The sequence below is a fragment of the Stenotrophomonas sp. Y-13 genome (assembly GCF_046267925.1).
In the GTDB taxonomy this organism is placed as follows: Bacteria; Pseudomonadota; Gammaproteobacteria; order Xanthomonadales; family Xanthomonadaceae; genus Stenotrophomonas; species Stenotrophomonas acidaminiphila_A.
Map to the genome: position 1 here is coordinate 1,384,712 of NZ_CP176501.1, position 11,975 is coordinate 1,396,686.

Consider the following 11,975-nt stretch of genomic DNA (forward strand, 5'->3'; position numbering starts at 1 on the left):
CCCCGCATCGCTGGCATAAGATACGCGCCCTCGCAGCAAGCAATTGATTGCGACGCGAAGGGCGGTTAGCTCAGCGGTAGAGCACTACCTTGACATGGTAGGGGTCACAGGTTCGAACCCTGTACCGCCCACCACTCCGGTAAGGGGTGGATCAATGACCCGGCAGATGCCGGGTTTTTTGTGGCCGTCGTCCGCTCGCGTGGTGCGCCGGCAGCCGGTCTCCCGGCCTGCCTTGCCCGGTTCTCCTGCTGCTCGTCGCGAGGGCGTGTGGCGTCCTGCCGGCGCCGTTGCGCGCGGGTGAGCGGGATGAGGCGAAATGGCCGCGATTGGTTTACCATCGTGCCCGACCTCCTTCCGGAAAAGGTGGCCCGCGGAAACGCCGGCCGAGCGTGCGACATGAGCACTACCGACTCCTGACGCCAGATTCCGCCACGGCCCTGCAGCAGGCGCCTTCGTGGCGCTTTTTTATTGCCCCGGTTTTCCGCAGGCGCGTTCCCGCATCGCGTGCTCCGCGATCCGCCGCGACCGGCGGGCCCCCACCCAGGTGAAGCCATGATCAACATCACTCTCCCCGACGGCAGCATCCGTCAGTTCGAAAATCCGGTCAGCGTCATGGACGTGGCCCAGTCCATCGGCGCCGGCCTGGCCAAGGCCACCATCGCCGGCGCGGTCGACGGCGTGCTGGTCGATGCCAGCGACGTCATCGACCACGACGCCGCGCTGCGCATCATTACCGCCAAGGACGAGGAGGGCGTGGAGATCATCCGCCACTCCTGCGCGCACCTGGTCGGCCACGCGGTCAAGCAGCTGTACCCGGACGTGAAGATGGTGATCGGCCCGGTCATCGCCGAGGGCTTCTATTACGACATCTATTCCGAGCGCCCGTTCACGCCCGAGGACATGGCTGCGATCGAGAAGCGCATGGGCGAGCTGATCGCGCAGGACTATGACGTGATCAAGAAGATGACGCCGCGCGCGGAAGTCGTCGAGATCTTCAGGGCCCGCGGCGAGGACTACAAGCTGCGCCTGATCGAGGACATGCCCGCCGACATCCAGGCCATGGGCATGTACTACCACCAGGAATACGTGGACATGTGCCGCGGCCCGCACGTGCCCAACACGCGCTTCCTCAAGGCGTTCAAGCTGACCCGCATCTCCGGCGCCTACTGGCGCGGCGACGCCAAGAACGAGCAGCTGCAGCGCATCTACGGCACGGCCTGGGCCGACAAGAAGCAGCTCGAGGCCTACATCAAGCGCATCGAGGAAGCCGAGATGCGCGACCACCGCCGCATCGGCAGGCAGCAGGAGCTGTTCCACCTGCAGGAAGAGGCGCCGGGCTTGGTTTTCTGGCACCCGAAGGGCTGGGCGCTGTGGCAGGTGGTCGAGCAGTACGTGCGTCGCGTCTACCGCAGCAGCGGATACGGTGAGGTGCGCTGCCCGCAGATCCTGGACGTGAGCCTGTGGAAGAAGTCCGGCCACTGGGACAACTACCAGGACAACATGTTCTTCACCGAGTCGGAGAAGCGCACCTACGCGGTCAAGCCGATGAACTGCCCGGGTCACATCCAGGTGTTCAACCAGGGCCTGCACAGCTACCGCGACCTGCCGATCCGCTACGGCGAGTTCGGCGCCTGCCACCGCAACGAGCCGTCCGGCGCGCTGCACGGCATCCTGCGCGTGCGCGGCTTCACCCAGGACGACGGCCACGTGTTCTGCACCGAGGAGCAGGTGGAGTCCGAGGTCCGCGCGTTCCACGCCCAGGCACTGAAGGTTTATGCCGATTTCGGCTTCGAGGACATCCAGATCAAGATCGCGCTGCGCCCGGAATCGCGCCTGGGTGACGACGCCACCTGGGACAAGGCCGAAGACGCCCTGCGTTCGGCGCTGTCCAGCTGTGGCGTGGAGTGGCAGGAACTGCCGGGCGAGGGTGCCTTCTACGGCCCGAAGATCGAGTATCACCTGAAGGACGCCATCGGCCGGACCTGGCAGCTGGGCACCATGCAGGTGGACTTCATGATGCCGGGCCGCCTCGGTGCCGAATACGTCGACGAAAACAGCCAGAAACGGCACCCGGTGATGCTGCACCGGGCCATCGTGGGCTCGATGGAGCGCTTCATCGGCATCCTCATCGAGCACCATGCCGGTGCGTTCCCGACCTGGCTGGCGCCGGTGCAGGTGGTGGTGGCGAACATCACCGACGCCCAGGCTGAATACGTTCAGCAGGTTCGCAAAACCCTTGCGGAGCAAGGGTTCCGGGTCACCGCCGATTTGCGGAACGAGAAGATCGGCTATAAGATTCGCGAGCATACGCTGCAGCGTGTGCCGTATCTGCTGGTGGTCGGCGACCGCGAGAAGGAGAACGGCGCGGTGGCGGTACGCACCCGTTCGGGCGAGGATCTGGGCAGCATGTCGCTCCAGGCCTTCATCGAACGCCTGCAGGCGGAACACAGGCAGTAAGCATCCAGCCCCGGTCCCCGCGGACGCTCCGCCGGGGCCGGTTCGATTCCATCCGGAGATTGCAATATCAGTACCCCTGACAACAAGCAGAATCGTCGCAACCACGAAATCCGCGTGCCGCGCGTGCGCGTGATCGGCAGCGACGGTGAGATGATCGGCGTGTTGACGCGCGACGAAGCGCTGTCGATGGCCGAGGATGAGGGCCTGGACCTGGTCGAGATCCAGCCGCAGGCCGATCCGCCGGTCTGCAAGATCATGGACTTCGGCAAGTTCAAGTTCGAGCAGCAGAAAAAGGCCAACGAGGCCAAGAAGAAGAGCCGCCAGGTCGAGATCAAGGAAGTCAAGTTCCGTCCGGTCACGGACGAGGGCGACTACCAGATCAAGCTGCGCAAGATGCGCGGTTTCCTCGAGGAAGGCGACAAGGTCAAGGTCAACATCCGCTTCCGTGGCCGTGAAATGAGCCACCAGGAACTGGGTCGCGAAATGGCCGGCCGCATCGAGGCGGACCTGGGCGAGGACATCGTGATCGAATCGCGCCCGCGCCTGGAAGGCCGGCAGATGGTCATGATGATCGCGCCGAAGAAGAAGTAACGGCGCCGCGGCCTGGCCGCCGCCGTGCCGGTGGATGGGGAGGGGGTAATCCCGGTTTCCCGTCCCGCGTTCATGTGCCTGGGTCCTCGGTCGCCTGCGATTGCATGTGCGCCGGCTCCGGGGCATAATGGGCGGCCCGGTTCGCCGGGTTTGTTGTTTGCAGCACCCAACAGGACCTGCCTGCCTCCATCGGGAGCGCGGGCTTCAAGCAGGCAAGGGCAAGGATGGAAAGCGTGGTCCAGACCACCGCCCGGCCAGTAAAAAGAGACCATCAAGGACATAGCAATGCCCAAGATCAAGACCAACCGGGCGGCGGCCAAGCGTTTCCGCAAGACCGCTTCCGGCAAGTACAAGGCTGGCCACGCCAACCGTAGCCACATCCTCACCAAGAAGGCGACCAAGCGGAAGCGTAACCTGCGTCAGACGAACCACGTCCGCGCGGAAGACGCAGGCCGTCTGGACCGCATGCTGCCCTACCTCTGAGGAACTGAACCATGGCACGAGTTAAGCGTGGTGTGCAGGCGCGCCGCCGCCACAAGAAGATCATCAGCCAGGCGAAGGGCTACTACAATGCCCGCCGCAAGGTTTTCCGCGTCGCCAAGCAGGCGGTCATCAAGGCGCAGCAGTACGCCTACATCGGCCGCAAGCAGAAGAAGCGCAATTTCCGTTCGCTGTGGATCACCCGCATCAATGCGGCTGCCCGCATCAACGGCATGAGCTACAGCCGTTTCATGAACGGCCTGCTCAAGGCCGGCATCACCCTGGACCGCAAGGTGCTGGCGGACATCGCCGTGCACGACGCGGCGGGTTTTGCCGCGCTGGCCGAGAAGGCCAAGAGCGCGCTGGCGGCATAAGTCCTTCTCCTGCCGGCGCGGTCCACCCGCGGCGGTGGTGAATGAGGCAATGCATGGGGAAGGGCGCAAGTCCTTCCCCATTTCTTTTTCCAGCTTGGCCGTTCCCTTCTCCCGTGGGAGGAGGCGCCCCGAGGGGCGGATGAGGGCGCGCCGCAGGAGCCCGCGGCAGTCGCGGGGTTGAACGCGTCGCCGCGCCGGATTGGAATGCAATCCGGCGTCGGCGTCCGGGCAATCCGACTACGCTAGGATGCGCTCGTGCCCTCACCTCAGTCTTCTTCCGCCGGGAGAGGGCCGGGAGCTCCGGGATGTCCCCCGGTGCGGAACGCGTGAGGCGACCATCCGAGATCCGTCGATCCATGAGTGACATCCAATCCCTGACCGCCCAGGCGCTGGCCGACGTGGCCGCGGCGCAGAATCCGGAAACCCTGGAAAACCTGCGTGTCGCCCTGCTGGGCAAGAGCGGCAGCATCACCGCGCAGCTCAAGCAGCTGGGTGCATTGCCGGCCGACGAACGCAAGGCGGCGGGCGAGGCGATCAACCGGGCGCGCGACGCGGTGTCGGCGGCGCTGGGCGAGCGCAAGGCGCTGCTGGAGAACGCGGCGCTGGACGCGCGCCTGGCCTCCGAGCGCATCGATGTCACCCTGCCGGGGCGCGATGGCGGGCGCGGTGGCCTGCATCCGGTCACGCGCACCCTGGAGCGCATCACCGGGATCTTCGGCCGGCTGGGCTACGAACTCTCCGAAGGCCCGGAGATCGAGGACGACTGGCACAACTTCGAGGCGCTGAACTTCCCGCCGCACCACCCGGCGCGCGCCATGCACGATACCTTCTACTTCGGCGACGGCCGCCTGCTGCGCACGCACACCTCCGGGGTGCAGGTGCGCTACATGGGCGACCACCGCCCGCCGCTGCGCATGATCGCCGCCGGCAAGGTCTACCGCAGCGACAGCGACCAGACCCACTCGCCGATGTTCCACCAGGTCGAGGGCCTGCTGGTGGACGAGCATTCCACCTTCGCCGACCTCAAGGGCACGCTGAGCGAGTTCGTGCGCGCGTTCTTCGAGCGCGATTTCGAAATGCGCTTCCGCCCCAGCTATTTCCCGTTCGTGGAGCCCGGCGCGGAAGTGGACATCGCCTGGCAGCAGCCCGACGGCAGCACCCGCTGGCTGGAAGTGCTGGGCTGCGGCATGGTGCACCCGAACGTGCTGCGCAACTGCGGCATCGATCCGGAGCGCTACACCGGCTTCGCCTTCGGGCTGGGCGTGGAGCGCTTCGCGATGCTGCGCTATGGCGTGAACGACCTGCGCGCGTTCTTCGACAACGACGTGCGTTTCCTGCGCCAGTTCGCCTGAGGCGCGGCAGCAGGTTCCCACAGGCATACACGGCGGGCGATGGCCCGCACAACGGATCGAGCAACGATGAAATTCTCCGAAAACTGGCTGCGCAGCCATGTCCCCACCGACGCCTCGCGCGACGCGCTGAGCGCGGTGCTGACCGCCATCGGCCTGGAGGTCGAGGAAGTGACGGCGTTGGGCCAGGGCCTGGACCACGTGGTGGTGGCACGCATCGTCGAGGCGGTGCGCCATCCGGAGGCCGACCGCCTGCAGGTGTGCAAGGTCGATGCGGGCCAGGGCGAACTGCTGCAGATCGTCTGCGGTGCGCCGAACGCGCGCCCGGGCCTGGTCGCGCCGCTGGCCCTGGTCGGCGCGCAGATCGGCGAACTCCGGATCAAGCCGGCCAAGCTGCGTGGCGTGGAATCCAACGGCATGCTGTGCTCGGCCAGGGAGCTGGGCCTGGACAGCGACGCCTCCGGGCTGCTGGAGCTGCCGGATGACGCGCCGGTGGGTGCGGCGCTGGTCGACTACCTCGGCCTGCCCGATGCCAGCATCGAGATCAAGCTCACGCCGAACCGCGCCGACTGCTTCAGCGTGCGTGGCATCGCCTTCGACGTCGCCGCCGCCACCCGCAGCGAAGTGAAGCCGTTCACCGCCGACGCGGTGCCGGCGCAGGCCACGCGCGAGCTGGCCATCACGCTGCAGGCCGGCGCCGAGGCGCCGCGCTATCTGGGCCGCGTGATCGAAGGCGTCGATGCGCGCGCGGCCACGCCTTCGTGGATGGCCGAGCGCCTGCGCCGCAGTGGCGTGCGCCCGGTGTCGCTGCTGGTGGACATCACCCAGTACGTGATGCTGGAGCTGGGCCAGCCGATGCATGCCTACGATCTGGATACGCTCAAGGGCGGCATCGGCGTGCGCCGCTCGCGCGCCGGCGAAACCCTGAAGCTGCTCGATGGCCGTGACGCGACCCTGGACGACAGCTTCCTGGTGATCACCGATGCCGACCGCCCGGTCGGCCTGGCCGGAATGATGGGCGGCTTCGATACCCGGGTCACCGACGCCACCGGCAACGTGTTCCTCGAGGCCGCGCACTTCGCCCCGGCGGCAATCATGGGCCGCGGCCGCAAGCTGGGCCTGCACACCGATGCCGGGCACCGTTTCGAGCGCGGCGTCGATCCGCAGCTGCCGCGCATCGCGATCGAATACGCCACCCGCCTGGTGCTGGACCTGGCCGGTGGCGTGCCGGCGCCGGTCACCGAGGCGGTGCGCGAAGCCGACCTGCCGGTGGCAGCCACGATCCTGCTGCGCCGCGAGCGCATCGCGCGGGTGCTGGGTATCCGCATCGATGATGCCGAGGTCGAGCGCATCCTGCGCGCGCTGGGCATGGGGGTGGCGCCAGCAGCCGACGGCTGGAGCGTCACCGCGCCGAGCCGGCGCTTCGATATCGCCATCGAGGAGGACCTGATCGAGGAGCTTGCGCGCATCCACGGCTATGAGCAGATCCCGACCACGCTGCCCGCCGGCGCGGCGCGCATCGCCATGCCCAGCGAAACCCGCCTGGACGAGCTGAGCGTGCGTCGCCAGCTGCTGGCGCGCGACATGCTGGAAACCATCAACTACGCCTTCGTCGATGCACAGCTGCTGGACAATTGGTCGCTGCGGGACGGCCGCGTGGCGCTGGCCAATCCGCTGTCGGCGGAGCTGGCGGTGATGCGGCCGATGCTGCTGCCGGGCCTGGTGGCCACGCTGGGTCGCAATGTCGCGCGCCAGGCCGGCCGCGTACGCCTGTTCGAGCTGGGGCGCGTGTTCGCGCAGCAGTCCGGCGACGCCGGGCAGGCACCGCGCGAGACCGTGCGCGTCGCCGCCGCGGTCTGCGGCGACGCCGCGGCGCTGCAGTGGGGCGAGAAGGCGCGCAAGGTGGATTTCCACGACCTCAAGGGCGACCTGGAATCGCTGGCGGCCGCTGCCGGTGCACGCCTCGAGTTCCGGGTCGCGCAGCACCCGTTCGCGCACCCGGCGCGATCGGCCGACGTCTACCGCGACGGCCGCCGCATCGGCTGGATCGGCCAGCTGCACCCGCGCCTGGCCGCGGCGATGGAGATCGACGTCGAGGTGCTGGCGTTCGAACTGGACCTGGAGCCGCTGGCGGCGCGTGCGCTGCCGCGCGCCGGCGAGCTGTCGCGGTTCCCGGCGGTGCGCCGCGACCTGGCGGTGGTAGCGGCCGAAGCAGTCGAGTGGGAGGCGCTGTCGTCGACCATCCGCCAAGCCGCGGGCAGCCTGCTGCGGGAGGTGGTGCTGTTCGACCGCTATGTCGGCCAGGGCGTCGAACCCGGATTCAAGAGTCTGGCTATGGGCTTGATTTTGCAGGACACCTCGCGCACTCTGACGGACCGCGACGTGGACGCCGTGGTCGCCTCCGTGGTGGCCGCCGTCGAGCGTGAACACGGCGCCAGGATCCGGGGTTGAAGCACAGGTAGCAGGGAACAGGCATGGCATTGACCAAGGCGGAGATGGCCGACCGGTTGTTCGACGAGGTCGGCTTGAACAAGCGCGAGGCCAAGGAGTTCGTCGATGCGTTCTTCGACGTGCTGCGCGATGCATTGGAACAGGGACGCCAGGTGAAGCTGTCCGGCTTCGGTAATTTCGACCTGCGGCGCAAGAACCAGCGCCCGGGCCGCAATCCCAAGACCGGGGAGGAGATTCCGATTTCCGCCCGCACGGTGGTCACCTTCCGTCCGGGCCAGAAGCTCAAGGAGCGGGTGGAGGCATATGCTGGATCCGGGCAGTAACCGCGAACTTCCGCCGATTCCGGCCAAGCGCTACTTCACCATCGGTGAGGTGAGCGAGCTGTGTGACGTCAAGCCGCACGTGCTGCGCTACTGGGAAACCGAGTTTCCCAGCCTGGAGCCGGCCAAGCGCCGCGGCAACCGCCGCTACTACCAGCGCCATGACGTGCTGATGGTGCGGCAGATCCGCGGCCTGCTGTACGAACAGGGCTACACCATCGGCGGTGCCCGCCTGCGCCTGGAAGGCGAGGGCGCGCGGCAGGAGTCGGCACTGAGCAACCAGATCATCCGCCAGGTGCGCATGGAGCTGGAGGAAGTGCTGCAACTGCTGCGACGTTGACCGCTTCGGCGGCAATACGCGTATAATCGCCGGCTCGCCACCACGGTGGCGGCATGCAGTAACGATCGGGGCGTAGCGCAGCCTGGTAGCGCATCTGCCTGGGGGGCAGAGGGTCGTCGGTTCGAATCCGGCCGTCCCGACCAATTACTGTTTGTGGATCAACGGCTTGCACTTCACAGTGCAGGCCGTTTTTCGTTGTGCCCTCCAGTGCATCTCCGTGGGGCGACACACGATGCACGCTGCCTGGTAGCACATGTGCCGGCCGGCTCGACCGCAAGCGGTCGTGTGGCGCGCCGCTGCGTCGCCAGCCACGGCCCGTTCGTGCGCGTGGCCCGCGGTGTACGACGCGCCGCGCCATCACCGCGCGCACGCGCGGTGCCCTGAGCGCGCCTGCCGGCGGCTGGACGTACGTCGCAACGCGCTCGTGCCGGGCCGGGCGCCAGCGCCCGCCGGCTTAACGCGCGGGTGCATGGAACCGGCTAAGGTCGCGCCTTTCCCGGAGGCCAGGAACGGACATGCGCGTTGCCCGATGGAGTGTGCTGGTGGGGCTGTGGCTGTTTTCGCTGCCGCCCGTGCATGCCGCGCAGTCCGCGGAGCCTGGCAGCGCGCCGGCCACCGCACCGATCCGCGACCTGGACACTTTGGTGGTGCACGGCGTGCAGCCCGGGCCGGGGTTGTGGAAGGTCAGCAAGGACGACCACGTGTTGTGGATCCTGGGCACCGCGTCGCCGCTGCCCGACCGGATCCAGTGGCAGTCGGGCGAGGTGGAAGCGATCATCGCGCGTTCGCAGCAGGTACTGCTGTCACCGTCGCTGTCGTTCAATGCCGACGTCGGCTTCTTCGGCATGCTGGCGTTGGCGCCCGCCGCGTGGAAGGCGATGCGCAACGAGGATGGCGCGACGCTGGAGGATGTGCTGCCGCCGGCGCTGCATGCCCGCTGGCAGGCGCAGAAGCGCCGCTACCTGGGGCGCGACGGTGGCGTCGAGCGCAAGCGGCCGATGATCGCCGCCAACGAACTGTACGCGGCAGCGATCAAGTCGGCCGGGCTGGGGCAGAAGCCGGTGATCTGGCCGGTGGTGCAGAAGGCGGCCAAGGCCGCCGGCATCAAGCCGACCTCGACGACGCTGAAGTTCGAGATCGACGACCCGAAGGCGGCCATCCGCGAGTTCCGCGCCGGCGGTTTCGATGACCTGGCCTGCTTCGAGCGCAAGCTGGTGTCGGTCGAGCGCGACCTGCCACGGCTGGTGGAACGCGCCAATGCCTGGGCGGTCGGCGACATCGAGGCATTGCGCCAGCTGCCGCTGGAAGACGCCGACGGTGCCTGCCTGCGCGCCGTGGCCGATTCCGGGTTCGCCCGCAACCGGGGTTATGGCGACCTGCGCGAGCGTGGATACCGGCACTGGATGACGATCGCCGAGGACGCGCTGCGCCGGAACAACGAAACCTTCGCGATGTTGCCGGTCGACAGCCTGCTGGCGGCCGATGGCTACCTGGCCCGGTTGCAGGCGCGTGGGTATGAAGTGGAGACGCCCTGACCCGGCGCGGCGTCAGCTGGCCGCCAGCAGCCCGGTGACCGCCAGCACCAGGAACAGCACCGTCAACGCGCCGAACAGCAGCGGGCGGGCGCGGAAAGGGGCGGCGGGGCGCTGTTCGATGCGGGCAATGCTGGCGCGCAGGATGAGCCCGGCGGGGAAACCATTGCGGGCCATGGTGCCGTCACAGGCGTCGGTGCAGGCATTGCATTCGATGCATGAGTCGTTGCGGCCATTGCGGATGTCCAGCCCGATCGGGCAGGCGCGGACGCAGGCGTCACAGTCGGTGCAGTCGCCCAGATGGACGTCGCTGAAGGTCGCGCGCGGGCCGGCGCTGGCCGGGTGCGCGGCGCGGAACACGTAATCGCGCGCGGTTACCGGATCCAGCAGGCCGCGCGCGCGCTGCATCACGCTGCCGCCGCCGGCGGGACGCGCGCCGCGCGGTTCGCCGCGCCGCGCGTCGTAATGGATCGAAGGGGTGAAGGCGTCGGTCAGCCACGGCTGCACGCGGCCATACGGGCACAGGTAGGTGCAGACCTGTTCGTGCAGGAACAGTACGTTGGCCCAGGTGGCCGCAGCGTAGAAGGCGATCCAGAATGCCTTCCAGCCGCCGATCGCGAAGGCGGGCAGGCCACTGACAAGTTCGCCGATCGGCGAGAAATAGCCGACGAAGGTAATGCCGGTCCACAGCGATACCGCGGCCCACAGCGTATGCCGCAGCACCGCTTCGGCGCGTGCGCCGGCCCATCCGTTGAGCGCGGTGACGCGCCGCAGTGCGCGGTGCAGGCGGGTCAGCACGGTCTGCGGGCAGGCATACGCGCACCACAGCCGGCCATACAGGCTGGTGACCAGGCACAGCGCGGCCAGCCCGGCCAGTGCCAGCCACAGCAGCGGCACGACGGCGTCGGTACGCAGGCCCAGGCCGAAGAAGTGGATGCGGCGGGCCTCGACGTCGAACAGCAGCAGCGGCGCATCGTGCCAGCGCAGCCACGGCATGCCGTAGAACAGGCCCAGCATCAGCGCCAGTACCACCCATTGCGCGACATGGCGCCGTTGCACCGGTGCCCCGCGCGCGGGCGCGGCCGGGTGCACGGCGGCGGAGTAGCCGGGGCGCTGGACGCTGTTCATTCCAGCGGCAGCTCGTCATCGCCCGCGGGCGGGCGCAGCAGCAGGGCGGTCACGCTGCAGGCGCTGAACGTACCCAGCCACGCCAGGAAAAAGCCGGCGGTATAGCCGAGGCCACGGCTGATCACGCGGTCCGGGAAGCCGATGCGCTGCAGCTCCAGCGGGTCGAAGAAGGCGAAGAACAGCACCGATGCGACCACCGCGACGAAAAAGCTCGGCCACAGCACCGCGCCCAGCTTCTGTACCGGGGAGGGGCGCGGAGGGGGCGAGGTGTCGGGGTCGATCATGGTGACATCGGACGCGGGGCCTGGCGGGCGTACAATCGGCGTTCGCCGCTTCGCCGGCGCGGCGCCAAAGGCGGGGGTGGAGATGCCGTCAGCCTAGGCAGCCCGGCGCCGGGCAGCCTTGATCTGGATCAAGCCGTGCCCGGAAGCCGTTCAGCACAATGGCCGCCAGGCGAGGAGTTCTGCAGCGATGAACGATGGGCGCGTGCCGCAACCGGCAGCGGATCTGTGCAGCGAGGAAGAGATCGACCGCCTGGTGCGCGCGTTCTACGGCCGGGTGCGCCAGGACGATCTGCTGGGCCCGGTGTTCGAGGCCCATGTCCACGACTGGGAGGCGCACATGCGGCACCTGGTCGATTTCTGGTCGGCGCTGCTGCGTGGCACCCGCCGTTTCCAGGGCGCGCCGATGCAGAAGCACATGGTGGTCGACGAGCTGCGCGAGGAGCTGTTCGCGCGTTGGCTGCAGCTGTTCCGGCAGACCACGGCCGAGCTGGGCAACGTGCCGATGCAACGGCTGGCCGACGATGCCGCCGAGCGCATCGCCGGCAATTTCTGGCGCCGCTTCCAGATGTCGCGCTGGCCGACGCTGCAGGTGCTGGGCAGTAGCGGGGAGTAAGTGAAGAGGAGTGAGTAGTGAGAGGGATCAAGAGCGATCTCTGCCTGCGCGGAGAT

General features: G+C 68.1%; 12 protein-coding genes and 2 tRNA genes. 12 read left to right on the forward strand and 2 right to left on the reverse strand.

Annotated features, from left to right (window positions below; genetic code table 11):
• Positions 1 to 59 precede the first annotated feature (59 nt).
• From ACJ7VY_RS06100 to ACJ7VY_RS06150, 11 genes are all read left to right on the forward strand, one after another.
• Positions 60 to 134, forward strand: a tRNA-Val gene (locus tag ACJ7VY_RS06100).
• A gap of 418 nt (positions 135 to 552) precedes the next feature.
• The gene (gene thrS, locus ACJ7VY_RS06105; protein WP_104938513.1) at positions 553 to 2,457 is read left to right on the forward strand and encodes a threonine--tRNA ligase; all 1,905 of its coding nucleotides are present in this window, start codon (positions 553 to 555) and stop codon (positions 2,455 to 2,457) included.
• Positions 2,458 to 2,523: 66 nt separating this feature from the next.
• Complete coding sequence (gene infC, locus ACJ7VY_RS06110; RefSeq protein WP_225546736.1) at positions 2,524 to 3,048, forward strand: translation initiation factor IF-3; 525 nt, start codon at positions 2,524 to 2,526, stop codon at positions 3,046 to 3,048.
• Between the two features lie 285 nt (positions 3,049 to 3,333).
• Positions 3,334 to 3,531, forward strand: a complete 198-nt coding sequence (rpmI, locus tag ACJ7VY_RS06115; protein WP_010342861.1) for a 50S ribosomal protein L35 — start codon at positions 3,334 to 3,336, stop codon at positions 3,529 to 3,531.
• Positions 3,532 to 3,542: 11 nt separating this feature from the next.
• The gene (gene rplT / locus ACJ7VY_RS06120; protein WP_054664681.1) at positions 3,543 to 3,902 is read left to right on the forward strand and encodes a 50S ribosomal protein L20; all 360 of its coding nucleotides are present in this window, start codon (positions 3,543 to 3,545) and stop codon (positions 3,900 to 3,902) included.
• Between the two features lie 356 nt (positions 3,903 to 4,258).
• Positions 4,259 to 5,254: a phenylalanine--tRNA ligase subunit alpha gene (locus tag ACJ7VY_RS06125; protein WP_104938514.1), complete on the forward strand. Its 996-nt coding sequence runs from the start codon at positions 4,259 to 4,261 to the stop codon at positions 5,252 to 5,254.
• Positions 5,255 to 5,320: 66 nt separating this feature from the next.
• Positions 5,321 to 7,702, forward strand: coding sequence for a phenylalanine--tRNA ligase subunit beta (gene pheT / locus ACJ7VY_RS06130; RefSeq protein WP_409476574.1), 2,382 nt, complete (start codon positions 5,321 to 5,323; stop codon positions 7,700 to 7,702).
• A gap of 23 nt (positions 7,703 to 7,725) precedes the next feature.
• Complete coding sequence (locus ACJ7VY_RS06135) at positions 7,726 to 8,025, forward strand: integration host factor subunit alpha (RefSeq protein WP_054657702.1); 300 nt, start codon at positions 7,726 to 7,728, stop codon at positions 8,023 to 8,025.
• A complete protein-coding gene (locus ACJ7VY_RS06140; RefSeq protein ID WP_054664690.1) occupies positions 8,006 to 8,362 on the forward strand; it encodes a MerR family transcriptional regulator in 357 nt (118 codons plus the stop codon). The genes ACJ7VY_RS06135 and ACJ7VY_RS06140 overlap by 20 nt, the downstream gene beginning before the upstream one ends.
• Positions 8,363 to 8,428: 66 nt before the next feature.
• Positions 8,429 to 8,505: transfer RNA gene (locus ACJ7VY_RS06145), tRNA-Pro, on the forward strand.
• Positions 8,506 to 8,877: 372 nt separating this feature from the next.
• Positions 8,878 to 9,897, forward strand: a complete 1,020-nt coding sequence (locus ACJ7VY_RS06150) for a TraB/GumN family protein (protein ID WP_313247358.1) — start codon at positions 8,878 to 8,880, stop codon at positions 9,895 to 9,897.
• Positions 9,898 to 9,909: 12 nt separating this feature from the next.
• Here the strand turns inward: ACJ7VY_RS06150 and ACJ7VY_RS06155 are convergent, their stop codons facing one another.
• Both ACJ7VY_RS06155 and ACJ7VY_RS06160 read right to left on the reverse strand, forming a co-directional pair.
• Positions 9,910 to 11,022 (reverse strand): 4Fe-4S dicluster domain-containing protein, encoded by a 1,113-nt coding sequence (locus tag ACJ7VY_RS06155; protein ID WP_409476575.1) that lies wholly within the window; start codon positions 11,020 to 11,022, stop codon positions 9,910 to 9,912.
• On the reverse strand, positions 11,019 to 11,306 hold the full coding sequence (locus ACJ7VY_RS06160; protein WP_313247356.1) for a hypothetical protein: 288 nt from the start codon (positions 11,304 to 11,306) through the stop codon (positions 11,019 to 11,021). Before ACJ7VY_RS06160 ends, ACJ7VY_RS06155 begins: the two co-directional genes overlap by 4 nt.
• A 187-nt stretch (positions 11,307 to 11,493) precedes the next feature.
• Between ACJ7VY_RS06160 and ACJ7VY_RS06165 the strand changes: the two genes are divergently transcribed.
• Positions 11,494 to 11,919 carry a group III truncated hemoglobin gene (locus ACJ7VY_RS06165; protein ID WP_409476576.1) on the forward strand — a complete coding sequence of 142 codons (426 nt, stop codon included), beginning with the start codon at positions 11,494 to 11,496 and terminating at the stop codon, positions 11,917 to 11,919.
• Positions 11,920 to 11,975 lie beyond the last annotated feature (56 nt).

Coding starts and splice junctions, on each gene's coding strand:
- thrS (WP_104938513.1), top strand. CDS start 553: ATGATCAACATCACTCTCCCCGACGGCAGCATCCGTCAGTTCGAAAAT.
- rpmI (WP_010342861.1), top strand. CDS start 3,334: ATGCCCAAGATCAAGACCAACCGGGCGGCGGCCAAGCGTTTCCGCAAG.
- rplT (WP_054664681.1), top strand. CDS start 3,543: ATGGCACGAGTTAAGCGTGGTGTGCAGGCGCGCCGCCGCCACAAGAAG.
- ACJ7VY_RS06125 (WP_104938514.1), top strand. CDS start 4,259: ATGAGTGACATCCAATCCCTGACCGCCCAGGCGCTGGCCGACGTGGCC.
- pheT (WP_409476574.1), top strand. CDS start 5,321: ATGAAATTCTCCGAAAACTGGCTGCGCAGCCATGTCCCCACCGACGCC.
- ACJ7VY_RS06135 (WP_054657702.1), top strand. CDS start 7,726: ATGGCATTGACCAAGGCGGAGATGGCCGACCGGTTGTTCGACGAGGTC.
- ACJ7VY_RS06140 (WP_054664690.1), top strand. CDS start 8,006: ATGCTGGATCCGGGCAGTAACCGCGAACTTCCGCCGATTCCGGCCAAG.
- ACJ7VY_RS06150 (WP_313247358.1), top strand. CDS start 8,878: ATGCGCGTTGCCCGATGGAGTGTGCTGGTGGGGCTGTGGCTGTTTTCG.
- ACJ7VY_RS06155 (WP_409476575.1), bottom strand. CDS start 11,022: ATGAACAGCGTCCAGCGCCCCGGCTACTCCGCCGCCGTGCACCCGGCC.
- ACJ7VY_RS06160 (WP_313247356.1), bottom strand. CDS start 11,306: ATGATCGACCCCGACACCTCGCCCCCTCCGCGCCCCTCCCCGGTACAG.
- ACJ7VY_RS06165 (WP_409476576.1), top strand. CDS start 11,494: ATGAACGATGGGCGCGTGCCGCAACCGGCAGCGGATCTGTGCAGCGAG.